The following is a 23,053-nucleotide window of genomic DNA, read 5'->3' as shown; positions in this document are numbered from 1 at the left end:
TAAACACGAAAACTTAGTGAGGCCTATCACTTATACGCTGATAGGCTCTTAATCCAAAGACTGGCAGCATCGCCAGGGCATGATCAAATATATCCCCTTGAATACCTTCGTAGGCTATCCAATCTTTGTTAGCGCTAAAGCAATATATCTCTAGTGGTAAACCTAATTCAGTGGGCGGCAATTGACGCACCATTAATGTCATATCCTGATTAACGCTAGGGTGATGGCGTAAGTAGGAAACCAAATAAGCGCGCAAGGTACCTATGTTGGTTAAACGGCGGCTGTTTAATAAGTCTTGAATATCAATTTTTTGCTCTTGATTATAGGCGTCTAATTCGGCACGTTTCTTTTCTATATACTGATTGATGTAGCGAATTTTACGGAAGTCGTCGAGCATTTCTTGATCGCAAAATTTAATGCTGTTTACGTCTATGTATATGGAGCGTTTGATCCTGCGACCTGCAGACTCTGACATGCCGCGCCAGTTCTTCATTGAATCTGTTATCAAACTGTAAGTCGGGACGGTGGAAATCGTCTTGTCCCAGTTTTGTACCTTTACTGTAGTGAGGCCGACCTGTAAAACCGTTCCGTCAGCACCATATTTAGGCAGTTCTACCCAGTCTCCGTTATTTACCATGCGGTTGGCCGCAATCTGAATACCCGCTACAAAGCCTAAAATGGTGTCTTTGAATAACAGCAACAGGATCGCGGTGACAGCACCTAAACCGGAAAGCAGTAATAGCGGTGACTTATCCAGCAAGTTAGAGATAATAAGCAAACCGGCAACAATAACCACGAACAACTTACCTACCTGAATAAAACCGGTAACAGGAGCTCGCTTTGCTAATTCAGAGGCGTTGTATATGTCTTCGACTGTGTTAAGTAATGCACTGCTCGCCGCTACGGCTGCAATAAGCATATAAATAATAGCGATTTTTTGTAACGCAGAAAACAGAATGGGATCTTCTACCAACATGCTGCTGCATAAGTAAATCACCATGGCTGGTACGATATGGGCGATACGTCTGAACACACCGTGTTCGTGAAGCTCATCGTCAATAGTATTTTTGCTGTTGAAAACCAAGCGCGTTAACCGACCTGTTAAGGCTATACGTACTAATCTGAAACTGAGCCAAGCTAAACACATCAACAGTGTGACTGCGGTAATCGCAAATATCGCACCATCGTTTTTCACAGAAAGGCCAAGATATTGATAACCTTGAATGATGTATTCACTTAATTGCGCGCTTCTCTCCACTTACTTACCTCCAGATAACAGGTTTATTTGTGTGTCTTTGTGCGTCCATCGTGCATTCAACCAGGTTTGAAAACCTTGCTTAAAGTCTTCATCATTGAAGTAGTCGCCGATAATGTCTGCTTGTACGGGAGCAACAGTTACGCGAAGTATTACTCTTCCTAGGCGCCCGGTGAGCATGTCGAGCATGGGCTTTTGGAGATTATCCGGGTACATAAGCGTGACATCTAAAATCCCGGTAAATAACTCCCCCATAGCGGCAAGAGTAAAAGCGATCCCTCCGGCTTTTGGCGGTAACAGATGGGTGAAAGGACTTTTTCGGTACAGGTGCTTTTGTTGAGTAAAGCGACTGCCCTCTACAAAATTAATCACAGTGGTGGGGCAGCTTCTGAATTTCTCACATGAACGCTTAGTCGTTTGAATGTCTTTGCCTTTTAGGTGCGGGTTTTTCTCCACAAATTCTCGACTGTATCTTTGCATAAAGGGCATGTCTAACGCCCACGCGCCTAAGCCGACAAAAGGTAACCAAATTAACTCTTTCTTCAGGAAAAATTTAGGTGCAGGGATTTTGTCCGCGGCGAAGTCGACCAGTAAGATAATATCTAGCCAACTTAAGTGATTTGGCATCATTAAATACCAATGCTCTTTACTTAGCTCTCCGTCGATTTGGACATCGAATTGTACAGGATTGAATAAGCGGATTAGGCGCACACTGATAACGCCAAAGGCGCATAACATGAAATCGAGCACAGGATTAAAAGCGCGTGATATGAATGCAAATGGTAAAATAAATTTGAGCAGTCCTAAGCAGATGATCAGTATCGCCCAGAAAGATAAATTAATAAGCTGCAGGCTAAGGTGAAGCGGAAAAACAAGCATTCCGCGCAGTATAGAAAACATCCTTTACTGCTCCGTCGATAATTGTTCGATTCGCTTGTCTTTTTCTATCCACACACTGTTAAGCCAGCGCTGAAATATGACGCGTTGCGCGGGATTGTCAAAATAGTCTTGTGCGAACGCGTCACTTTGCAATAAGTCGCTTATAGGGGTAACTGAAACGTGAACCTTGATGGTTTTAACCTTGCCGCTCACAAAGTCCCAAAACGTTGGGATGCCTTGGGGGTAGTAAATAGTGACGTCTAACAGTTTGTGTAGTTGGCTGCCCATAGCGCTTAACACGAATGCCATTCCACCCGCTTTTGGCTTCAATAAATGTTGAAACGAGGGAGACTGGCGCTGGTATTTCTGTGGGGTGAAGCGTGTGCCTTCAACGAAGTTCATGATACTGACAGGCTTAGTGCGAAATTTTTCACAGGCTTTTTGTGTGGTTTCTAGATCTTTCCCTTTAAGGTGAGGGTTTTTCGCTAGAAATGATTTGGTGTAACGACGCATAAAGGGAAAATCGAGCGCCCACCAAGCAATCCCTAGAAAGGGTACCCAGATTAATTCTTGCTTCAAAAAGAATTTAAGAAACGGGATTTTTCGGTTGAATACCCTTTGCAGAATGAGAATATCCACCCATGACTGATGGTTCGCTATGACTAGGTACCAGTCATTTCGAGTAAGGGTTTCAACACCGGACACTTCGACTTTGGTACGACTGAATATGTTTTGGTTAACATTGTTGATTGTGATCCAAGATGTGGCACAACCATCGAGCAGATAAGAAAGCCCAGTGCGCCATATTCTGATTGGGATCAGCTTTAGAAATGACAGTAATACAATGGGAATAACCCAAAATACTGTGTTGATAAAATACAAAATAACCGACAGGACACCCATCAAATTGCCAAACAACAACGTCACAACCTTTACTCCAACCCAACGCAATATCAAACAAAGGAGTAGTGTAAACTAAAGTAGAAGTAACCTAATAGTGAAGTATCACTATTTTGCTTAATTTGTGCCTTAAGTCTGGCTAAATAAGCGCTATTTCGCTGTTATCTGTCGTTTCCCATGCGCGGTTTTTTGAAAAGTGACTGCCCAGAAAAGCCATTTGGTCGGTCAGAATGCGTCGGTTCATCAGGTAGAATCGCTCATATATATTTGGTGTAAAGGGCACGGCGATAAGAGAAAGCCCGGCCTCTTCTGGGGTACGATCCGCCTTGAAACAATTACAGCGATTACAGGCTGAAGCGCAATTGGTCCAAATGTCACGACCGCCTTTTGAGCGAGGAATAATGTGATCACGGGTGAGTTCAGGTATACGAAATTTTTGTCCGCAGTACATGCACAAGTTATTGTCTCGGCGAAATAAGTAGCGATTATTCAGGGGCACCTTACCGGAAGGAGGGGTGACTTTTCCGTCGCAGCCAATAATTGAAGACAAGGTTAAGCGGCTCTGCAGGCCATGCTTATTCCAGCCACCGCGCAGCACTCGCTTGCTATCACCTAACTCAAATAAAACGCGATCTTGGGTATAGTACTTAGCCGCTTCTTCTAAAGTGATCCATGCCTGAGGTAGGCCAGATTTGTTCAATCTTAATACCAACATACACTTGCCTCGCTAAAGGTAGAGATAATAGATTTTACTGGGTAACCCTATATGGGCAGCGTTAACCCATAGAAATCTATCCTACAGCTCTACTGTGTACTTATTTTGACCAACTGTCATTAATTGTTGATTTTTTGACTAATCCCTTTGAAACATGCTTGCTCAACTTTGGCAGGTCGTTTTTACGGTACAGCAGTCTCTGCTAGCCAATTTTCGCTAGCGTCAAGGTGGTAAATAACACGTAAGTGAGGCAGGGGAGCAAGGCGTAAATAATCCACTCGGGTGATGTGCAGGATCAGCAAAACAAAATTCTCATCAGGCTGGGCAATATCATAGTTTGGCCCATAACTTTCTCGTAGCGCGTCACTCAGCTTTTGCCAATGCGCAAGACGTAAATGCTGGGCTTTTGGCGAACCGCTCGTCGTTTCTGACTTTTCGCTTTGGCCGATACACTCTATGTGACCGCTGAAGCGAAACTGTTCTCGGGTTTCGCTAAAGTACCAACACGCTTCTACATGTTTTTGTATCTCAAGTTGCGACATTTTCTCGCTTCGATTATCTGTGTGCAGATACAACTGATTTTTATCTTGGTTTAAGCCTCTAAAAACCAAGGTACGACAACGTGGGTTGCCTTGGTTATCAACCGTGGCAAGCTGTAAGTAGCGACTCGCTGGTATTTTTTCATGCGCTGACAGCGACTGATAAAATATGGCGTGCCAGGGTGAATGATGCTCCATTAACGCTCCTCATTTATTGAGTGATGTGAAATAGGTTCGAACCGAGTAACCCGACCATAGCACAACTGGATACTCACAATCTGATTGAATATTTACGACTCGAACACCTTAGGTGAACAATACTAGCGCCAGCAAGTAGGACAAGTATTCGATGATGCTATTTCGACGATGGACGTAGCAGTTTAGCTATTTTTGAACAGTCGTTCATATTTAACTTGAACGATCGTTCATGATGATATACATTGCTTTCACTGACTTAGAAAAGTCACCACATCAATCCTAATATCTGGAGAACATTCGATGACAGATTTTACCTTCCACACAGTAGAAACAGCGCCAGAAAAAAGTAAGTCGATTCTAGAAAAGTCACTAAAGACCAATGGCATGATCCCTAACTTGCATGCTGTGATGGCCGAAGCGCCAGGATTGCTTGAAGGTTACCAAGTGCTTCATAAGTTATTCATGGATTCTTCATTCGACGCTGAAGAGCTAACGGTTGTATGGCAAACGATTAACGTTGAGCACAATTGTACTTATTGTGTACCCGCTCACACCGCAATTGCCAATTCAATGAAAGTGTCAGCTGAGCTAACAGAAGCACTGCGTAATAGAGAAGCTATGCCAACCGAAAAACTACAAGTGTTACACGATACAACGCTAGCTATGGTGCGCGAGCGCGGTGCAGTGTCTGATGATGTAATACAAAATTTCTTTGCAGCTGGTTACGGGCAAAGACAACTGCTTGAAATCATTCTAGGTTTGTCGCAAAAAGTGATGAGTAACTACACTAACCATGTAGCGAATACACCCGTTGATGAGCCGTTTAAAAAGTTTGCTTGGAAGTAAATAAAAGCATTTACACTGACTTAGTTCACGTCATCAAGGGCCGTTGAATAAGCGGCCTTTTCACGATCATCAACCTGACGTTTATCGACGCGCGCACCAATGCTATAATTCGCTGCTTATTTATGCTCTCAGTCTCGAAGGGGCATATTGATAATTACCAGTGACTGGTTGTTATTAAAAAATTTTAACTATCAAAGGTTTTCAGTGAATAATCCGTCTGTACCCCTCAACCGCACCATCTCTGTCGCGCCAATGCTTGATTGGACCGATAAGCATTGTCGATATTTTTTGCGTCAAATTTCCAAACATTCCCTGCTATATACAGAGATGGTTACCACGGGGGCTATTATCTTTGGTAAAGGAGATTACCTTGCTTTCAACGACGCTGAGCACCCTGTTGCACTGCAGTTAGGCGGGTCTGATCCGGTGGATATGGCGCGTTGTGCCGTCCTGGCCCAAGAGCGGGGCTATGACGAAGTCAATATTAATGTTGGTTGCCCATCTGATAGAGTACAAAATGGGCGTTTCGGCGCATGCTTGATGGCAGAACCCGAAACCGTAGCGGCTTGTATTCAGGCGATGCAAAAAGAAGTCGATATCCCTGTTACGGTGAAATCCCGTATTGGAATTGATGATATGGACGAATACAAAGACTTAACCGATTTTATTCAGATTGTTGCTGATGCTGGGTGCGACATATTCACGGTGCATGCTCGTAAAGCTTGGTTGAAAGGTCTCAGCCCAAAAGAGAATCGTGATATTCCTCCTTTGATGTATGACCGCGTTTATGCGCTAAAAGAAGAGTTTCCACAGTTAAACCTGAGTCTCAATGGTGGAGTGAAAACGCTGGATGATGCAGCCATGCATCTAGAGAAGCTTGACGGTGTAATGATAGGGCGTGAGGTCTACAGTAATCCTTATATTCTGGCTGACGTGGACAAGCTTTTTTATCAAGATGACCGCCCAGTACCAAGCCGAGAAGAGATAGTACACGCTATGCTGCCTTATGTTGAAGCTCAGATGGCAAGTGGTGCGCGAGCATGGAATATAGCTCGTCATATGTTGGGTTTATTTCAAGGTCAACCTGGGGGGCGTATTTGGCGACGTTATTTGAGCCAGCATGGCACTGGGCAAAGTAAGAATGGTTTGCAGGTCGGCCCAGAACTACTTATTAACGCATTGGCAGCGGTTGAAGAAGCGCGCGCCACCGCTAAAGCGTATCAAGATAGTAGGGTTAGCTAATTTAACCACTTAAGTGGTGGTTTTTACTAACCTGTTGCATTTTTAACCTATTTTGGTTTTCATGATCACATTGATTTTTAAATTAATCTTTATAAATCAATTTCTTATAAAATATTTTGCACTTGGCACAACTCTCGCAATATTTCACTCGACTTAACTAAAGTGTTCAAAAAAAATCAAAACACTTAATTATTTAACGAAAAGAGGAAATATTATGTTTACTAAATCAACTATCGCAGCGATCGCCTTAACGTCTACCTTTGTATTTAGCTCACATGCATCAGCAGCCGAAGTGAACTTAGAGCAATTTGTTAGCGGTATGATGGTGAAAACCATAGAGACAACTAAAACTGAACTTCAGTATGGTATTCAAGAAGCAGTACTGACAGCTAGCAACATGTTTAGTATTAATAGTAATGAGCCTGTATATGCAAGCAAAATCACTATTACTGATTTAAATGTAGATGAAGAAGATAAAAACCAAGCAGAATAAGGAGATGATTATGTTCGACCATAACACTCTTATCACGCTCTTATTTGCACCAGTTGTCGCGTACATCGCGGGTGCTATTTTGTTTTCCGTCATCGTATCGTTGCAGGAAAACGTAGGTACACCTTCTAGCCTTAATAGCTCAAGCATAAACAGCGGTCACTCTTTGTAGTATTGATCGCTGTAGAGATTTTAAGGTTTAGCCAGCTTTGGCACAAACTGCGTTATTTTTTCCCATCCCCACTTTTTAATAGAGTCCACTTTTATCCATTTGTGTAGTAATTCAGACAGCCAAGATAGTCCGATGTACATGATAAGAACAATACACAATCGTTTTGGCCAACCACTGGGAAATACGAGCCGGACAATAGGTTCAAGAACGAAGTAAAGCGGCATATGACCTATAAAAACAATAATGGTATTACGCGAGAAGAATCGCACTATCCGACCGGCCTTAATACGACTGAATACAGCAATACTAAATAAGGTATTGGCTAGATATACGACTGAGACGGCGACAGAGGTAAGCACTGCATTTACTGAATGCGAGATAATTTCGATATTTTTGAAAGGAAACCTTTGGGTCACGTTAAACTCGTTTAAAACAAGCGCCCATGAAACCAGAAATACTGCCCAAATCACGCCGATCACTGTTAATCCTTTCGAGTTAGGTTGATCTTTTCGCTGACACATATACATACCTAGCAAAAATAGCGTAAGCCAATTTGGGACCGTCATGTACGCAATAAAAATGGTTTCGTTACCGATAAAATAGCTGCGAATAATGATTTCTATCAGCAGGCTACAAAAAAGTATTTGAGGGGTGACGTGAATGCGATGAAAAAGAATCGCCCAAAGCAAAATTATATGAAAATACGTGCCAATAAACCACGTCGTCGGGTTCGCTGGGAAACCATCAAAAATGACATTTACCCCAAAAACAAAAGGCGAGTAATTACTTATCGAAGGGTTGTCTATAGCCAGTAGGCTAATTCCACTAATGAACACCGCAATGATAATTCCCCAAAAGAACATAGGAAATAAGCGACTGTAGCTAACCGATAATTTGTCTTTCGTTACCTTGCCTAAACCCCAGCCCATGATGAAAACAAACATAGCGACACCTAACTGTTTAGGCAGGATCGGTTGGGTAAATTGATTAAACGGGTCGCCAAAAAAGTGTCCGAACACAATGAGGAACATGCCTACTGCTTTCATCCAGTCTACAAAATCACAGCGTTTCATCTTTTACTTTCCTAACATCATGGCTTCAAAACGGAATTTTCTACTGTCGCAGAGGGGGTCTCAACTGTTGAAGTCTGGGTGAAGCTTTTAACAAACCTTGCAGGATTGCCTGCAACAATAATATTTGCTTTTACATTGGTATTAACGACAGCACCGGCGGCTACCAAAGAGCCTCTTCCTATATTGGCGAGTATAATGGCGCCTTCGCCTACCCAGACATTTTCTGCGATTTCTATTCGATTGATGTTGTCTTTAGAAAATGGCATCCATTCACCATTTTCTTCGTTACGCTGGTGTTGGGTGTTTCCGCTTAACAAACTGGCATGACTGCCGATTAAGCAGTTCTTTTTTAAATATGCAGAGCCTATTGAACAATAAATTCCAGTATAGACATTGTCTTCTACGATGGTGCCTCGATGAGCGAAAATAGTGCCAAAACCAATGTGACTATTAAGAGAACATTTTTCTAAGGTCAGTGAATAGAATGCTCTTCGTAAAAATACGCCTGGCAGTCCAGGTAATATTGAAACGATGTGCGTCCAAAACGCAAAAACGGCTTCAGAACGCTGGCTTAATTTGGTTTCTAACCAGCAAGTGATAGCCAGAGGTAAAACAATAAGTTGGCAAATACGATTTATGATTAATTTGATAGTGCTATACATGGTCAATATCCTTGTTGGGTCGTAATATCGTCATTGAATATCAATTATTACGATCGTTTACGCATCCTTTTAAAGCGTGCATTGTGAGTATAGTTATCAATTAGAGTTATTTTTCTAGGGATTTTGTATTGCTGTAAGCTAGCAGAGCAATATTTGCGCATTCTGACTTTAAATTCTGATAATGTTTCTTCAGTGCTCAGCTTCACCTCGATAGCGACGAGCATTCCTGTTATCGCGTGAGGAATAGAATACACGGCGGCGTCCTCTACGCCATCCATTTCCAAAACGACACTTTCGACTTCGGCGGGATAGACCTTCTCACCGCCTACGTTAATGATTTCACTCTGCCGGCCCAATATTTTTATCCACTCACCATCTTGCTCAACTTGGTCGCCAGTGTCTAAAAAGCCGTCTTCATCAAAAGGAGAGGGGGCATTAAGATAGCCTAGCATGGCGGATTCTGATTTTATCCAAAGACGCCCGTCTAGGATTTTGGTCTCAAATTCAGCACCGCCCACTTTGACCCACAGGGATTTCGAATCTCTCGATTTAGAGCGCAGAATACCGACTTCGGACAGACCATAGGTTTGCAGTAGCTTCGTCTCAGGAAATCTTGCGGTAATTGCTGCGAGCGTACTATCAGGCATGGTTTCAGTGCCGTAAGTAATCAGTTTAAGTGAGCTAAGGTCAGCGTCATCTGCCGCGCCAGAGAGCAACAATAAATTAATAAAGGTAGGCGAAGTAGGCAACACTTCCACTTGATGAGTATCGATGGCTTCACACACGGATTCTGGGGTTCGTTTAGCAGGCACCACTGCCGTACCGCCATTTGCCAAGGTATAAAGTAACGTATTCACCCCTCCAATATGATCAAATTGCAAAAAGGCCAGTGTGCGCATCATTTTCCGCGGTACGGTAAACTTATTGAGGAGCTGTGATAAATCGTGAAATATTGCTTTGCTTTTTCCGGTTGAGCCTGAGGAGAATAATACCAAACCGGGTTGATTTCTTTTGTGCAGAACCTGGTATAGCTCGTGGTTTGGTTGATTATTGGTTCTAACTAACGTAACAGGGCCATTGCCGAGGATGATATCGTACTGATTTTGAGCAATATCACAGAAGGTATCAAAATGGGCCTTTGAGTCATTCGATAGCGGCACAATAATATTGCGATTATGCGTCAATGCCAAAAATAGAGAAATACTATCAGCGCTATAGTCCGACTTGATACTAACGACCGCTCCGGGCTGTATTTGTTCTTCTTTTATCCACTTGAGCCAAGCATGATATTTGGTTAGTAACTCTGCATATGTAATAACATTGCTGCCAACTGCGACGGCTTGTTGGTTTTCGAGTTCTGCCATTTTGTCCAATAAAAATTGTACTGTCATGATATCCCTCCTAGATAAATTATCTGACCTGTAATCATTTTACTCTGTGGCTTGATGAAAAAGTCGATTAAGTTGAGTACATCTTCCGGCTGCGCCATTTTCTGTATCGCTTGTTGCTCGACTAAGCGTGCTATTTTTTCTTCACCCACGCCGCGTATTAAGTCTGTGGCTATTGGCGAAGGTCCGATTGCGTTGCAGGTTATATTGAAGCTGCTTAGCTCTTTGGCGAGTACACGTGTTAAGGATTCCACCGCACTTTTAGACGCAGCATAAGCCGCTTCTCCCTCTAGGTTCATCGGCACTGCGACGGTACTCATATTGACGATACGAGGGTTTGCTGATTTTCTGAGTAGACGGATTGCTTTTTGGCAGCACATAAAAGTACCCGCATAATTCACGTCTATGGTCTCGCGCATATTTTTAACAGGAGTCAGGGCGAACGCGTTCATTCGTGCGACTCCCGCGTTATTAATCAACACGTCGATGTACTTAAATGACTTTCTTATCTGAATAAATAAGTTGCTGACGTCTTCTTCGTTCGAAACGTCCGCTTTAAAGTGATGATAATTTTTGTGTGAAAAAGTGCTCTCACCACGAGCGCATCCAAATACGATATTCCCTTGCGCTAATAAATGTTCAACCATTGATAACCCAAGGCCACGACTCGCACCAGTAACAAGTATGTGTTGCATCGGGTTATTTCCCTGATAAAAGTTTGTCGATATGATCAACGAGAGAACTGACGTTTTTAAAAGGACTATTGGCGGCCGACATGGCGCGTTCGTCACTTAAAGACACTTGAATATCTTGGTCGAGCAACATGTCTTCTATATCGATGAGCAATGCGACTAGCCCCATAGAGTCCAAGTGACCTTGCTTACCAAAAAGAGGCGTGTCGGGTGATATGGGGACTTGCGCGTCGTCTTCGCGAGATTGATTTGTGAGTTCAAGTGCTGCAAAAATGAGTGATTGAATTTCATCGTGGGTCATACAGTTCTTCCTTGGTTATTGATGATAATAATTAGCAGTCCTGCTTAAAAATCGTGCTGTAGATGATTATCATACGCTCAAAAAATATCAATCTGCAAACTCTAAATAGCCCTCTTTTAGAAAAATAACGTGTTTCACAATCGTTAATCTCACTAACTCATTGGTCAAAATAACCACTTGTTATCAAAGGTAGGATCCTACTCGATTGTTACAAGAATAAATAAGCTATAAATTTCATAAGGTTAAGTCTTATTCTTCATGTGGCACAACACTTGTAACAGGCTAGTAAATAGATAACGGTTGGTTGCATAACACGTACAACCAATAAACCTAACCAAGTGGAGATTTATTATGGGTTTACTTTCAAGAATGTCAGATATCGTGCAATCAAACATTAATGCATTATTGGATAAGGCTGAAGATCCGGAAAAAATGATTAAGCACCTCATTTTAGAGATGCAGGATACATTAGTTGAGGTACGTTCCGTTGCCGCGACGGTGTTGGCTGATAGGAAGCAGATTGAGCGTCGTATCAGTAAACTTGAAATTGAAAGTGCGAATTGGCAGAACAAAGCACAGATCGCTTTACAAAAAGAGCGTGAAGATCTTGCCCGAGCAGCGCTAGGTGAAAAACAGCGAGTAGATCAGGCTTTAGATAGTCTGCACGAACAACTAAACGAAGTTCAAGAGTCTATTAATAAACTACAAAGTGATAGTAGCCAGTTAAATGACAAGCTAAGTGAAGCTAAAGCGAAACAAAAAACTTTACTGATAAGACAACGTACTCAAAGTTCACGCTTAAAGCTAAGACATTCAGATGCATATAACAAAGTCGACACCGCTATCGTGAAGTTTGATCAATACGAGCGCCGTATCGATGACCTAGAAGCGCAAGTTGATGCCTTTGACTTGGTCAGTGAAACAAAAAGCCTGAATGCTGAATTAGCCGAATTAGAAGCAAGCGAAGAAATAGAAAAACAGCTTGCTGAGCTGCGAAAAAAAGTCGCATAAGCACAGAGAACCGATTGAGTAGTTAGAGGTGTAAGCAGAAACGGAAAGTTGCTCACCTCAAATTTGGAGAATGACATGAGAGATTACATAAATATAAACAGGCTTCACAGAGATGCATTACACGCTAAAATTTCAGGTGTGTGCGCAGGATTAGCAAAACATTGGGATCAGCCGCGCTGGGCAATACGTATTGCAGCAATTTTGAGCCTGCTGTTGCTACCGGTTCCCACAGCCGTTGCATATGGTATGGCAGTACTTTTATTGCCTACACGCCCATGAATGTACTCAAGAACCTAGCGCTGGCAGTGTTAATTGCTATCTTGATAACTTACAGCCTTGGATATGCAGCATCAGATTTGCTCGATATTCGTCTGCAACTCGACAGTGATTTTGTAGAGCCGGTAACGTCGTTAATTTTGTTAGTGATTGTGGGGGTTGTATTAGTGATGATTGGATTTGCTGTTGCGCTCAGTGTTGTTGCCGCTATTGGCTTCACCGTATTTGCTATATTGGGCGCACTGATATTTGCAGGTTTGAGTAGTATCTGGCCAATATTGCTAGGTGCAATCATCATAATATGGTTACTAAAAGATAAAAAAAGCAACGATAGTTATTCGTGATTCTCGGTTAATCTTTCCCGTATAAACGTGGGACATGGACGCCCATCTACTGGAATGGGTAGCATCTTGTTGAAATTTACTGAATAATTCTGTTTTCACTTAAACGGAAGAGTAGATGCCAGTGAATATAGTAAAATTAACGGCTATGGTTCTGATTTTTTTAGCGAATGCTGCCTTTGCCGAAGTAGAAATTTCTGATGCCACGATAAGATTGTTACCGCCGAGCGTACCTAATACATCTGCTTATTTTACCGTATCCAATACCAGTGACCAGGATATATCTTTAGTCGGTGGTTCAGCCGAGATTGCTAAAAAAATAGAACTGCATAATCACATTATGCAAGGTGAAGTCATGCGTATGGAGAAACAAGATGCTGTTATTATTCCTGCCGGAAAAACAGTTAAGTTTGCGCCCGGAGGCCTACACATGATGATCTTCGGCTTGAAGCAGCCTTTGAAAAAAGAGCAAATCGTACCCTTAGCGTTAATCACAAAGGACGGTCAGCAGATCAATTTTAACGCAGTTGTCGTATCACCCAACCAACATCGTCATCACTAGGAGGTGAGCATGCAAAAGTACCTAACCCCAAAATGGTTGCTGAGTATTGCAGCAATACTGTTTTTAATTTTTTGGCTCATTGCGATTTATTGGAGCTTTGAACCTGCCACGTTTGATCCTAAGCAAACCGCTCAAGAATACGCCCAGCAACATAACGAAAAACTAGTCCCCGGATATACCTTGACGACTAGCTTGATTACCGTAACAGAGACCCTGTTGAATAAATCTGGTGGATACTTGTCCAATGATGTTATGCCGCCAGGATTGTTTATGGACAACATGCCAAGTTGGGAGTTTGGCGCGTTAGAGATGACGCGAGACTTGGCTTTATCCATGCGTAAAGATATTAGCCGCTCTCAATCACAATCTAGCGAAAATCCATTTTTGACCGATGCACAGCCAAAACTAAATATTGATCACCGCAGTTGGCTTTTACCTTCTGCTGAATCTCAATATCAAGATGCTATCGATAAGCTGTATCAGTACCGCGCAAGTTTATCTACTAGCCGCCAGGGTACGGCACAATTTTATGCGCGCGCCGATAACTTGCGTGATTGGGTAAAACAAGTTGAAAAAAGACTAGGCAACTTGTCACAAAAATTAAGTGTCAGCGTAGGGCAGGACAGGCTTGATACAAGCTTTGCGGGTGACAGTAGTACAGGAGGAGCTATCCCTGCTGAAGAACTGCGTGAGCAAACAAGCTGGTTTCAGTTAGACAACAATTTCTATGAGGCGCGCGGCGCAAGTTGGGCATTAATTCATTTTTTAAAAGCGGTTGAAGTTGATTTCGCAGATGTATTAGACAAGAAGAATGCGCGAGTCAGCGTCCAGCAGATTATTCGTGAGCTTGAATCTACCCAAGAGTCTATTTTCAGCCCCATGATCTTAAATGGCAGTGGCTTTGGCATGCTAGCAAATCACTCGTTGGTGATGGCGAACTATATTTCCCGCGCGAATGCTGCTCTAATTGAACTTTCAGAACTACTAAATCAAGGATAACGAATGAACAAATCACTCTGTGCTGGTGCACTGGTATTGGCCTTTTCAAGTTTTTCGAGCCAAGCCGACACTCTTTTAGGCGTATATGCGGGAGCGCAAGCATGGGATATGGAGACAACCGGTGGGTTTTCTGATAGCAATAATAACGTTGATTTTAATTTTGAAGATGAAACCAAGGGCAGCTTTTATGTTGCGCTTGAGCACCCTGTGCCATTCGTACCAAATATTAAATTACAACGTACAGGGCTAGATACCAATGGGGAAACCGTGCTGTCTTCTAGCATGACCTATGGTTCAGAGTTGTTTTCAGCGAACACCACGGTCAATACTTCACTTGATTTAATCAGCACTGATTACATTGCTTATTATGAGTTGTTCGATAATGACCTAATAAGTTTTGACTTAGGTATCAACGCTAAGCATGTTGACGGCGATATTTATGTAGAAGAACAAGGTGATGCAACACAGAATGCCTCACAAGACTTCTCTGGATTTGTGCCAATGCTTTATTCTCGCGTTGCTGTAGGTGTACCATTTACAGGATTGGGTGCATATGTAGAAGGAAGTTTTTTAGCGTTCGACGATAACACCATTTCAGATTATCAAGCGGCGATCACTTACGGTTTGCTCGATAATATCGCTATTGACGCTACAGTACAGCTTGGCTATCGCCAGTTAAAGATGGAATTAGATGACTTAGACGGTATTTATACCGACTTTGAATTCAGTGGCGCGTTTGTTGGCGTTGAAGTACATTTTTAAACTATTTTGGCTGTAGCGATTTGTTGACTTTTCGTTCAGTCCATTAAGTAATAAAAAATTAGTATTTATTCTTTCCGGTTATGAAAATAGATCGCTAACCTAGTGCCATAGCATTCGAGGTTAGCGATATTATGTCATCAAATACACAGCAAAATTTAGGTTCTACTACCGCATTAAGTGATACCCAATGGGCGCAGCTTAATCAATTGACGCCGTCACTCACGCCATCTCAATTAGGTTGGTTAAGTGGTTATCTGGCTGGGCTAGCTCAGACTCAGGTCGGTGCAACGATCCCTCAAGTAAACCCAGCAGTTGGCGAGGCAGCGGGTGCGGATAAATTCATTACCATTCTTTACGGCTCTCAAACGGGTAACGCTAAGGCATTGGCCCAAGGCTACAAAGCCAAGCTCGATGCAGCAGGCATTCCAGCCAAGTTGGTCAATATGGCTGACTACAAAGCGAAACAACTGAAGAATGAATCACATGTCGTGGTCATTGTTAGCACCCACGGTGAAGGGGATGCGCCAGATGATGCCATTGAGTTGCATGATTTTCTTTCAAGTAAAAAAGCCCCTAAATTACCAAATTTGAGCTTCTCAGTTTTAGGCCTAGGAGACAGCAGCTATGAATTTTTCTGCCAGACCGCCAAAGACTTTGACAAAAAGCTTGATGAATTAGGTGCCAAGCGTATTGCCGATCGCGTTGACTGTGATGTGGATTACGATGACGCTGCGCAAGCCTGGGGTGAACAAGTTTTAAATAAAGTTCAAGATGAGCTGAAAGCTAAAAGCAATTCACATGTGGTAGCCATGCCTCATGTTGGTAAGCCCAGCCTGTCAGTGGCCACGGCTCAGTATTCTAAGAAAAACCCTTTTACAGCGAGTTTGTTAGAAAGCCAAAAAGTAACTGGCCGTGATTCAGTCAAAGACATCAGGCACATTGAAATTTCACTTGAAGACTCAGGCATTCAATATCGCCCAGGTGATGCATTAGGTGTTTGGTTCAAAAATGACCCTAGCATGGTAGACGAGTTACTTAGCTTGCTTGGCGTTGAAGGTGAGGCGGAAGTTACCTTAAGCGGTGAAGCTATTGTCCTGCGTGATGCACTGATTGAAAAGCGTGAGTTAACCCAGAGCTATCCGTCATTTGTGACCGCGTATGCTGAGATTGCGAATAATCCTGAATTGAATGCCTTACTCGAAGACAAAGCAGGCTTACGGGCTTTCCTAGGCGAACGTCAAATTATTGATATTGTGCGCCAATATCCAGCAAAAGTAGATGCTCAAGCGTTAGTTGATATGCTGCGGGGTATGACTCCGCGTCTCTATTCTATTGCTTCGAGCCAAGCTGAAGTAGAAGACGAGGTGCATTTAACAGTGGCATTAGTTGAATACGATGCACATGGCCAGATTCATCAAGGCGGCGCGTCAAGTTACCTCGCTCAGCGCTTAGAAGAAGGCGGTGAAGTACAAGTTTTTGTTGAAAAGAATGACAACTTCCGTTTGCCTGAAAGTTCAGATACCCCTGTCATCATGGTTGGGCCAGGCACCGGCATAGCCCCTTTTAGAGCATTTATGCAAGAACGTGAGGCGCAAGAAGCTGAGGGTAAAAACTGGTTGTTCTTTGGCAACCCAAATTACACCCAAGACTTTTTATATCAAACAGAGTGGCAGCGTTTCGTAAAAGACGGCGTGCTCAGTAAAGTCAGCTTGGCGTTTTCACGCGATCAAGAAGATAAAATATATGTTCAGCATCGATTATTAGAGCAAGGCGCAGAAGTATTTGCATGGCTTGAACAGGGTGCGCATTTTTATGTGTGCGGTGATGCGAATCATATGGCTAAAGACGTGCATGCCGCACTGGTCGAAATCGTACAAAAGCACGGTGCTAAGAGTGCTGAAGCTGCCGAAGAATATTTAACTGCATTGCGCAGAGCAAAACGTTATCAGAAGGACGTTTATTAATGACGACAGACAATAAATTCGTTGTAGAGGGCAAGCTTGCCGACAACGAACGCCTTAAAGGCGAAAGCAATTTTTTACGTGGCACTATTGCTGAAGATTTAAAAGATGATTTAACCGGTGCATTTGTGGGTGACAATTTCCAGTTAATTCGTTTTCACGGTATGTATCAACAAGACGATCGTGACTTGCGCGCCGAACGCGCTAAGCAAAAGCTTGAGCCATTACAAAATGTTATGTTACGTGCGCGTTTGCCAGGAGGCATTATTAAGCCTCAGCAATGGTTAGCAATTGATAAATTCGCCGAAGAAAAATCACTCTACGGCAGTATTCGTTTAACGACGCGCCAAACATTTCAATTTCACGGTGTACTTAAACCCAATATCAAATTGATGCATCAAACGCTTAACCAAGTCGGTATTGATTCAATTGCCACTGCTGGTGATGTTAATCGAAATGTGTTGTGTACCTCGAATCCTATTGAGTCGGCTGTGCATCAAGAAGCCTATGAGTGGGCCACTAAAATCAGTGAACATTTACTGCCTAAAACGCGTGCTTACGCGGAAATATGGCTTGATGGCGAGAAAAAAGAAACCACAGATCACGAACCGATTTTGGGCGCCAACTACTTGCCGCGTAAATTTAAGACAACAGTGGCCATTCCTCCTTTAAACGATGTGGATGTGCACGCTAACGATCTTAACTTCATTGCCATTTCTAAAGACGGAAAGTTAGTCGGGTTTAATGTGCTAGTCGGTGGTGGTCTTGCTATGACCCACGGCGACCATGCTACATTCCCTCGTAAGGCAAGCGACTTTGGTTTTATTAAAGTGGAAGACACCTTAGCGATTGCTGAAGCCGTTGTCAGCACGCAGCGTGACTGGGGTAACCGAGTTAACCGTAAAAACGCAAAAACCAAATATACCCTTGAACGAGTAGGGGTAGAAAACTTTAAAGCCGAAGTCGAAAAGCGTTCAGGCGTAACGTTTGGTGAAAGTCAGGCATATGAGTTTACTGAGCGTGGAGACCGCATTGGTTGGGTTGAAGGTATTGACGGTAAGCATCATTTAACCCTATTTATTGAAAATGGCCGAATTTTAGATTACCCAGGTAAGCCTTTGAAAACAGGCTGTGCTGAAATCGCCAAGATACACGATGGTGATTTCCGTTTAACCGCTAATCAAAACCTAATTGTGGCGGGCGTCAGCGAACAAAACAAAGCGAAAGTGGAAGAAATAGCCAGAGGTCATGGTTTGATCGAAGATGACTTGTCAGCTCAGCGCAAAGATTCCATGGCTTGCGTTGCTTTGCCTACTTGTCCTTTGGCAATGGCAGAGGCTGAGCGCTATTTGCCTGAAGCCGTTACTCAGTTAGAGGGCATATTAGCGAAACACGAAATTGCGCAAAAGAGCATAATTTACCGCGTTACTGGCTGCCCGAATGGTTGTGGACGTTCCATGCTGGCTGAAATCGGTTTAGTGGGTAAAGGGCCGGGCAAATACAATTTGCACTTAGGCGGAAACCGTCAGGGCACAAGAATTCCGAAAATGTACAAAGAGAACATCGGTGAGCAGCAAATCATGGACGAGCTAGATGTATTGATCGGCCAGTGGGCAAAAGAAGCTCAAAGTGATGAATCATTTGGTGACTTTGTTATTCGCACAGGTGTTATCGCAGAAGTGGTGAATTCCGCTGAGGATTTTTATGCGTAATGTAACGTTGCAGTCGTCGCAAAATGCCGAGCCAAACGACGGTACACCTAAGATTTTAACGCAGGTTTCGTTAGAAGAGCTGAACCAGCAGTTGGAAGCGAAAAGTGCGGTTCAGCGCGTGACCTGGGCACTGGAAAATCTGGAGCCAACTTTTATGTTGTCTTCAAGTTTCGGTGCTCAAGCTGCAGTAATGTTACATATGTTGACTCAGCAATTTCCTGATATTCCAGTGGTATTGACGGATACAGGCTACCTATTTCCTGAAACCTATCAATTTATTGATGAGCTAACTGAGCGTTTGAACCTTAACCTGCAAGTGTACCGAGCGCCTATGTCAGGCGCGTGGCAAGAAGCACGCTTTGGCAAATTGTGGGAAAACGGTGCCGACGGCATTGAGCAGTACAATAAGCTGAATAAAGTGCAACCCATGCAGCAAGCGCTTGCTGAGCTAGATGTAAAAACGTGGTTCGCTGGATTGCGCCGCAGTCAGTCGGAAATGCGTGAATCGCTATCAATATTGCAAAAGTTGACGCGACAAGTGAAAGTCTATCCTATCCTGGATTGGAGTAATAAAGATGTTCACTATTACTTAAAAGAGCATGACATGCCCTACCATCCGTTATGGGAGCAGGGCTATGTTTCGATCGGCGATTGGCACACTACACGCTCCTTGCAAGAAGGAATGGACGAGAAAGATACTCGCTTCTTTGGCTTGAAACGTGAGTGCGGCCTACATGAATTTGGTGATGGTGATGGTATTTAGTCGACGACAAATGCGTTGAGCAAAATATGTTTCAACGCTTCTATATAGTTTGCTTGCTTGTTAACTCCCACCAAAGTAAAAAGTTCCGCCCCTGAGGTGGTAAACTTATAATACTTTAAAGTGGTACCAGGTTTTCTTGCGCTCAATTGGAAAACTTGGCCATTACTCCTCCATTCCACCACTGAATTAACTGGCCATTCACCTGATTCTATTTCAGTTTGGTGTATCAGCCCTAAATCCATCAAAGAGAGCAAATCGGGATAGCTAAGGCCAAAGGTCGCAAGATTGAGTTGTTGCTCTTTGCGCAACCTAAACATAGCGAGTATGGAAGGCTGCTGATAAAACCCTGTGAGTAATTTAGGTGTTGTGTCACCTTTTCGTCTACTCGACAAAGCGACTGCGCGGCGAAATGTCTGGGCATCTTTTTGTGTTAATTGTTTTAAAATGAGCAGTGTGCGAAGCGAGAAACTGCCTGGGCGGTTTGTTTCTACTGCAAAAATTTTTCCCCATAATTCCTGCATGGCCGGCGAATGTATTTCCTCTGCCATATTGGCAAAGTTATAAAACCAATCGGGGTCGAGACGCTCATTCTCCCCTTCCTCAATACAGTATTTTAGCGCCTTTTCGAGCACACTTTCTATATTACTTAGCTTACGTTGGGCTGCTATTTTCTGCCGCCTTTGTACTCTGGTTTCTATGCTATTGGCACGCATACCTTGATAAGGCAGGGATACACCAATTTGTGCAAACCATTGTGTCATCCGTGCCGCAGTGCCCTTAACATCTTGAGGCCCCTTGTCTGGGGTCTCAGCGTTAGGGTTCACCTGAGTCGAGGGCTTACTTTTGACCTTTTCAATGGGCGCCGGGGACGGTGTATGTTGGTTGTCTATTTTCATAGGGTATTTATACAAATATCTTATCTAGTAAATATTATTTACCATAGTATGCTTGTTCCTAGTAGCATGGCGTCTGGTAATATATTGAGCGAACTAATTTTGATTTAGTCAGGATTTAGCTAAACTTAAGAAATACTGCTGTAGTGGTCAGGTAAACTCAAGAGAAATGTAAATTAAATGTGTCCAATGGAATATGAGAATGATGAGCTGATTTTTCTCTCTGAGGAGAACACGGCTGACAACACTGAATTCGCAGGAAGCTGGAATATATTGGTGGTTGATGACGATGAGGAAATCCACTCGGTAACACGGTTGGCCCTTTCTGATTTAGTGCTTAATGACCGAAACTTGACCTTTTATCACGCCTATTCCAAGGCAGAAGCCCTTGAGATTATACAGTCTCTAGGCTCTACTTTAGCGATTATTTTGCTTGATGTCGTTATGGAAACGGACGACGCAGGCCTGCAAGTGGCCCAAACTATGCGAAATGAACTGAAGTTGACAGAGCCCAGAATCATTTTGCGTACAGGGCAACCGGGTTATGCTCCTGAAGAAAGTGTAATCAAAGAATACGACATCAATGACTACAAGACGAAAACAGAGTTAACGCGTAGCAAACTTGTCACAACCATTATTGCCTCGTTACGTTCATATCAACAGATTCTAACGATCAATCAAAGTCGTATTGGTTTAGAAAAAATCATCCATTCGGCCGCAAATTTACTCGAAGAGCACTCAGTCAATCGATTTTGTGAAGGTGTGGTGACCCAAATAAGCTCGCTTATTGGTTTGGACTCCTCAGGGGTTGTATGTGCCAGAGCTGGATCCGTTATCGATAAAGATGAAAATGCGGTCTATGTATTGGGTGCTGCAGGAGAGTTCGCAAGTTATATCAATAAAAAAATTGATAACCTGCACGATGAAAAGATAGTGCAATCGGTTAATCAGTGCCTTCAACAACAGCATCACATATACGGCGATAACTTTACCGTGCTTTATTTGAAAAGCTCTGAATATGATGCAGCTGTGTTCTTAAAAATTGGTCGACAAATATCGGAAGCCTATGAGCAGCTGATCGAGGTATTTTTAGCAAGCATTTCAGTGGGTTACGAAAATGTTAATTTATTCCATCAACTACACACTGCCGCGTTTAAAGATTGGCTAACCAAGCTGCCAAATAGAATCGAATTTATTAACCGCCTAGACGATATCAGTAATGATTCAGAGCACGCTAATGATGTAGTTGCTTTGATTGATATTAATCATTTCGCCGATATCAATGACGGTCTAGGCCAGGATACTGGTAACGACACCTTATTGGCCTTAGCTCAACGTATTGAATCCACTTTTCCGACAGCGGCAGCGCTGGGGCGAATCGGCTCGGACGTATTCGCCGTTGTCGGTACAGAGCGAGAAGTCAATCCTGCTGCGCTTCAGGGGTTGTTTAATAATGCATTTGAAGCTGGCGACCATATGCTACCGCTGAGCGCGGCATTTGGCTTTTGTCGGTTTAATGGTAAAAAAAATACGGGTATCAATATACTCAAGCACGCCAACATAGCGTTAAATAGGTCGAAAAAAAGTCTAAAAACGAATTTTGAGTATTATGCCCCAGAAATGGAAGAGCAAACGACGTGGCGCTTAGAGATGATCCGTCAGTTGCGTACAGACTTCGCTGAGCGAAAATTGCAATTGTGGTATCAGCCGCAAATTGACTTAGTGACTCAAGACATCATTGGTATGGAAGCGCTACTTCGTTGGCCTTCTTCTGATGGGGGATTCGTCTCTCCCGCGGTATTTGTACCACTGGCAGAATACTCGGGCTTAATCATAGATATTGGTGCGTGGGTTATGCAAGAGTCATGTGAAAAGCTGCGTTTGCTAACAGAAGCAGGATTCAAAGGCTTGCGCATGGCAGTCAATATATCTATGCCTCAATTTCGTGATCCTGCGTTTATAAACTTGGTTAAAAAAGCAATTATAAACAATGATTTAGAGCCTGATTACATAGAGTTAGAAATCACTGAAAGCATTGTGATGGATGAACCCCAATTGGTGGTTGAAGCACTGAATGAACTCAAAGAGTTTGGCGTTAAGGTAGCCCTTGATGATTTTGGTACAGGCTTTTCGTCAATGAGTTATTTACAACAGCTACCGCTTGATCGCTTGAAAGTTGACCGAGCGTTTGTTAGTGAAATAAGCCCCAACAAATCGGCCTTTATTGCTGAAACCATCGTCACACTTGGGACAAAACTCGGTCTGAGGACGATTGCTGAAGGTATTGAAAAGCCAGAGCAAGCCAACTATTTACTCAAGCTTGGTTGTGATGAAGCCCAAGGCTTTATGTATGCTAAACCAATGCCTTTTAGTGAATTGCTGACATTTATGGGGCAACGCAAAAGAGGCCAATCCCTGTAG

Annotated in this window: 24 protein-coding genes and 1 pseudogene; 14 read left to right on the top strand and 11 right to left on the bottom strand. The window is 43.0% G+C overall.

What is annotated here, in order from left to right; genetic code table 11:
* Positions 1 to 13 precede the first annotated feature (13 nt).
* The 5 genes from AC0VYA_RS20595 to AC0VYA_RS20575 form a co-directional block, all read right to left on the bottom strand.
* The gene (locus tag AC0VYA_RS20595) at positions 14 to 1,258 is read right to left on the bottom strand and encodes a mechanosensitive ion channel family protein (protein WP_011576753.1); all 1,245 of its coding nucleotides are present in this window, start codon (positions 1,256 to 1,258) and stop codon (positions 14 to 16) included.
* On the bottom strand, positions 1,259 to 2,155 hold the full coding sequence (locus AC0VYA_RS20590; protein ID WP_475489509.1) for an acyltransferase: 897 nt from the start codon (positions 2,153 to 2,155) through the stop codon (positions 1,259 to 1,261).
* A gap of 3 nt (positions 2,156 to 2,158) precedes the next feature.
* Complete coding sequence (locus AC0VYA_RS20585) at positions 2,159 to 3,061, bottom strand: acyltransferase (protein ID WP_011576751.1); 903 nt, start codon at positions 3,059 to 3,061, stop codon at positions 2,159 to 2,161.
* 112 nt (positions 3,062 to 3,173) lie between these two features.
* The gene (locus AC0VYA_RS20580; protein WP_011576750.1) at positions 3,174 to 3,749 is read right to left on the bottom strand and encodes an HNH endonuclease; all 576 of its coding nucleotides are present in this window, start codon (positions 3,747 to 3,749) and stop codon (positions 3,174 to 3,176) included.
* Positions 3,750 to 3,931: 182 nt separating this feature from the next.
* The gene (locus AC0VYA_RS20575) at positions 3,932 to 4,486 is read right to left on the bottom strand and encodes a pyridoxamine 5'-phosphate oxidase family protein (protein ID WP_475489508.1); all 555 of its coding nucleotides are present in this window, start codon (positions 4,484 to 4,486) and stop codon (positions 3,932 to 3,934) included.
* A 300-nt stretch (positions 4,487 to 4,786) separates the two neighbouring features.
* On the opposite strand from AC0VYA_RS20575, the gene AC0VYA_RS20570 reads away from it, so the two are divergent.
* The 4 genes from AC0VYA_RS20570 to AC0VYA_RS20555 all read left to right on the top strand — a co-directional run bounded on the left by AC0VYA_RS20570 (position 4,787) and on the right by AC0VYA_RS20555 (position 7,236).
* On the top strand, positions 4,787 to 5,332 hold the full coding sequence (locus AC0VYA_RS20570) for a carboxymuconolactone decarboxylase family protein (RefSeq protein WP_475489507.1): 546 nt from the start codon (positions 4,787 to 4,789) through the stop codon (positions 5,330 to 5,332).
* A gap of 204 nt (positions 5,333 to 5,536) precedes the next feature.
* Positions 5,537 to 6,574, top strand: a complete 1,038-nt coding sequence (gene dusA, locus AC0VYA_RS20565; protein ID WP_473476750.1) for a tRNA dihydrouridine(20/20a) synthase DusA — start codon at positions 5,537 to 5,539, stop codon at positions 6,572 to 6,574.
* Positions 6,575 to 6,788: 214 nt separating this feature from the next.
* A complete protein-coding gene (locus AC0VYA_RS20560) occupies positions 6,789 to 7,067 on the top strand; it encodes a hypothetical protein (RefSeq protein ID WP_475489506.1) in 279 nt (92 codons plus the stop codon).
* Positions 7,068 to 7,077: 10 nt separating this feature from the next.
* Positions 7,078 to 7,236 carry a hypothetical protein gene (locus tag AC0VYA_RS20555; RefSeq protein WP_475489505.1) on the top strand — a complete coding sequence of 53 codons (159 nt, stop codon included), beginning with the start codon at positions 7,078 to 7,080 and terminating at the stop codon, positions 7,234 to 7,236.
* A gap of 20 nt (positions 7,237 to 7,256) precedes the next feature.
* Here AC0VYA_RS20555 and AC0VYA_RS20550 read toward each other — a convergent pair whose 3' ends face one another.
* From AC0VYA_RS20550 to AC0VYA_RS20530, 5 genes are read right to left on the bottom strand one after another with little or no spacing between them, the layout of a single operon-like run.
* On the bottom strand, positions 7,257 to 8,309 hold the full coding sequence (locus AC0VYA_RS20550; RefSeq protein ID WP_011576745.1) for an acyltransferase family protein: 1,053 nt from the start codon (positions 8,307 to 8,309) through the stop codon (positions 7,257 to 7,259).
* 17 nt (positions 8,310 to 8,326) lie between these two features.
* The gene (locus tag AC0VYA_RS20545) at positions 8,327 to 8,971 is read right to left on the bottom strand and encodes an acyltransferase (RefSeq protein ID WP_475489504.1); all 645 of its coding nucleotides are present in this window, start codon (positions 8,969 to 8,971) and stop codon (positions 8,327 to 8,329) included.
* Between the two features lie 47 nt (positions 8,972 to 9,018).
* The gene (locus AC0VYA_RS20540; protein WP_475489503.1) at positions 9,019 to 10,362 is read right to left on the bottom strand and encodes an ANL family adenylate-forming protein; all 1,344 of its coding nucleotides are present in this window, start codon (positions 10,360 to 10,362) and stop codon (positions 9,019 to 9,021) included.
* Positions 10,359 to 11,054 carry an SDR family NAD(P)-dependent oxidoreductase gene (locus tag AC0VYA_RS20535; protein WP_475489502.1) on the bottom strand — a complete coding sequence of 232 codons (696 nt, stop codon included), beginning with the start codon at positions 11,052 to 11,054 and terminating at the stop codon, positions 10,359 to 10,361. The genes AC0VYA_RS20540 and AC0VYA_RS20535 overlap by 4 nt, the downstream gene beginning before the upstream one ends.
* 4 nt (positions 11,055 to 11,058) lie before the next feature.
* The gene (locus AC0VYA_RS20530) at positions 11,059 to 11,352 is read right to left on the bottom strand and encodes a hypothetical protein (RefSeq protein WP_011576741.1); all 294 of its coding nucleotides are present in this window, start codon (positions 11,350 to 11,352) and stop codon (positions 11,059 to 11,061) included.
* Positions 11,353 to 11,703: 351 nt separating this feature from the next.
* Here AC0VYA_RS20530 and pspA point away from each other — a divergent pair, with 351 nt between their 5' ends.
* The 9 genes and pseudogenes from pspA to AC0VYA_RS20485 all read left to right on the top strand — a co-directional run bounded on the left by pspA (position 11,704) and on the right by AC0VYA_RS20485 (position 19,739).
* Positions 11,704 to 12,363 (top strand): phage shock protein PspA, encoded by a 660-nt coding sequence (pspA, locus tag AC0VYA_RS20525; protein WP_475489501.1) that lies wholly within the window; start codon positions 11,704 to 11,706, stop codon positions 12,361 to 12,363.
* Positions 12,364 to 12,438: 75 nt separating this feature from the next.
* Positions 12,439 to 12,573 (top strand): annotated as a pseudogene (locus tag AC0VYA_RS20520) (PspC domain-containing protein); the annotation flags it as partial.
* Entirely contained in the window at positions 12,525 to 12,983 is a 459-nt protein-coding gene (locus AC0VYA_RS20515; RefSeq protein WP_232283266.1) for a hypothetical protein, read from the top strand. The pseudogene AC0VYA_RS20520 and the gene AC0VYA_RS20515, both read left to right, overlap by 49 nt.
* A gap of 115 nt (positions 12,984 to 13,098) precedes the next feature.
* Positions 13,099 to 13,542, top strand: a complete 444-nt coding sequence (locus tag AC0VYA_RS20510) for a copper chaperone PCu(A)C (RefSeq protein ID WP_475489500.1) — start codon at positions 13,099 to 13,101, stop codon at positions 13,540 to 13,542.
* A 9-nt stretch (positions 13,543 to 13,551) separates the two neighbouring features.
* Entirely contained in the window at positions 13,552 to 14,541 is a 990-nt protein-coding gene (locus tag AC0VYA_RS20505) for a DUF2333 family protein (RefSeq protein WP_475489499.1), read from the top strand.
* Positions 14,542 to 14,544: 3 nt separating this feature from the next.
* Positions 14,545 to 15,303 (top strand): TIGR04219 family outer membrane beta-barrel protein, encoded by a 759-nt coding sequence (locus AC0VYA_RS20500; RefSeq protein ID WP_475489498.1) that lies wholly within the window; start codon positions 14,545 to 14,547, stop codon positions 15,301 to 15,303.
* Between the two features lie 131 nt (positions 15,304 to 15,434).
* The gene (locus AC0VYA_RS20495; protein WP_475489497.1) at positions 15,435 to 17,267 is read left to right on the top strand and encodes an assimilatory sulfite reductase (NADPH) flavoprotein subunit; all 1,833 of its coding nucleotides are present in this window, start codon (positions 15,435 to 15,437) and stop codon (positions 17,265 to 17,267) included.
* Positions 17,267 to 18,976 carry an assimilatory sulfite reductase (NADPH) hemoprotein subunit gene (gene cysI / locus AC0VYA_RS20490; RefSeq protein ID WP_475489496.1) on the top strand — a complete coding sequence of 570 codons (1,710 nt, stop codon included), beginning with the start codon at positions 17,267 to 17,269 and terminating at the stop codon, positions 18,974 to 18,976. The genes AC0VYA_RS20495 and cysI overlap by 1 nt, the downstream gene beginning before the upstream one ends.
* Positions 18,969 to 19,739: a phosphoadenylyl-sulfate reductase gene (locus AC0VYA_RS20485; RefSeq protein WP_011576733.1), complete on the top strand. Its 771-nt coding sequence runs from the start codon at positions 18,969 to 18,971 to the stop codon at positions 19,737 to 19,739. Before cysI ends, AC0VYA_RS20485 begins: the two co-directional genes overlap by 8 nt.
* Here AC0VYA_RS20485 and AC0VYA_RS20480 read toward each other — a convergent pair.
* Positions 19,736 to 20,635, bottom strand: coding sequence for a TIGR03899 family protein (locus AC0VYA_RS20480; RefSeq protein ID WP_475489495.1), 900 nt, complete (start codon positions 20,633 to 20,635; stop codon positions 19,736 to 19,738). The two genes, AC0VYA_RS20485 and AC0VYA_RS20480, sit on opposite strands and share 4 nt — an antisense overlap.
* Positions 20,636 to 20,812: 177 nt before the next feature.
* Between AC0VYA_RS20480 and AC0VYA_RS20475 the strand changes: the two genes are divergently transcribed.
* On the top strand, positions 20,813 to 23,053 hold the full coding sequence (locus tag AC0VYA_RS20475; RefSeq protein ID WP_475489494.1) for a bifunctional diguanylate cyclase/phosphodiesterase: 2,241 nt from the start codon (positions 20,813 to 20,815) through the stop codon (positions 23,051 to 23,053).

This window comes from Paraglaciecola sp. QJM3NY_14 (genome assembly GCF_056173245.1).
The sequence above is the reverse complement of the archived record's forward strand: the minus strand, read 5'-3'. Positions and strand labels throughout refer to the sequence as shown.

Bases quoted from the DNA above. Each gene is read 5' to 3' on its own strand.
- AC0VYA_RS20575 (WP_475489508.1), bottom strand. From the start codon at position 4,486: ATGGAGCATCATTCACCCTGGCACGCCATATTTTATCAGTCGCTGTCA.
- AC0VYA_RS20540 (WP_475489503.1), bottom strand. From the start codon at position 10,362: ATGACAGTACAATTTTTATTGGACAAAATGGCAGAACTCGAAAACCAA.
- AC0VYA_RS20545 (WP_475489504.1), bottom strand. From the start codon at position 8,971: ATGTATAGCACTATCAAATTAATCATAAATCGTATTTGCCAACTTATT.
- AC0VYA_RS20550 (WP_011576745.1), bottom strand. From the start codon at position 8,309: ATGAAACGCTGTGATTTTGTAGACTGGATGAAAGCAGTAGGCATGTTC.
- cysI (WP_475489496.1), top strand. From the start codon at position 17,267: ATGACGACAGACAATAAATTCGTTGTAGAGGGCAAGCTTGCCGACAAC.
- AC0VYA_RS20530 (WP_011576741.1), bottom strand. From the start codon at position 11,352: ATGACCCACGATGAAATTCAATCACTCATTTTTGCAGCACTTGAACTC.
- AC0VYA_RS20570 (WP_475489507.1), top strand. From the start codon at position 4,787: ATGACAGATTTTACCTTCCACACAGTAGAAACAGCGCCAGAAAAAAGT.
- AC0VYA_RS20500 (WP_475489498.1), top strand. From the start codon at position 14,545: ATGAACAAATCACTCTGTGCTGGTGCACTGGTATTGGCCTTTTCAAGT.
- AC0VYA_RS20495 (WP_475489497.1), top strand. From the start codon at position 15,435: ATGTCATCAAATACACAGCAAAATTTAGGTTCTACTACCGCATTAAGT.
- AC0VYA_RS20510 (WP_475489500.1), top strand. From the start codon at position 13,099: ATGCCAGTGAATATAGTAAAATTAACGGCTATGGTTCTGATTTTTTTA.
- AC0VYA_RS20505 (WP_475489499.1), top strand. From the start codon at position 13,552: ATGCAAAAGTACCTAACCCCAAAATGGTTGCTGAGTATTGCAGCAATA.
- AC0VYA_RS20485 (WP_011576733.1), top strand. From the start codon at position 18,969: ATGCGTAATGTAACGTTGCAGTCGTCGCAAAATGCCGAGCCAAACGAC.
- AC0VYA_RS20475 (WP_475489494.1), top strand. From the start codon at position 20,813: ATGTGTCCAATGGAATATGAGAATGATGAGCTGATTTTTCTCTCTGAG.
- AC0VYA_RS20480 (WP_475489495.1), bottom strand. From the start codon at position 20,635: ATGAAAATAGACAACCAACATACACCGTCCCCGGCGCCCATTGAAAAG.
- AC0VYA_RS20535 (WP_475489502.1), bottom strand. From the start codon at position 11,054: ATGCAACACATACTTGTTACTGGTGCGAGTCGTGGCCTTGGGTTATCA.
- AC0VYA_RS20555 (WP_475489505.1), top strand. From the start codon at position 7,078: ATGTTCGACCATAACACTCTTATCACGCTCTTATTTGCACCAGTTGTC.
- AC0VYA_RS20590 (WP_475489509.1), bottom strand. From the start codon at position 2,155: ATGTTTTCTATACTGCGCGGAATGCTTGTTTTTCCGCTTCACCTTAGC.
- pspA (WP_475489501.1), top strand. From the start codon at position 11,704: ATGGGTTTACTTTCAAGAATGTCAGATATCGTGCAATCAAACATTAAT.
- AC0VYA_RS20580 (WP_011576750.1), bottom strand. From the start codon at position 3,749: ATGTTGGTATTAAGATTGAACAAATCTGGCCTACCTCAGGCATGGATC.
- AC0VYA_RS20560 (WP_475489506.1), top strand. From the start codon at position 6,789: ATGTTTACTAAATCAACTATCGCAGCGATCGCCTTAACGTCTACCTTT.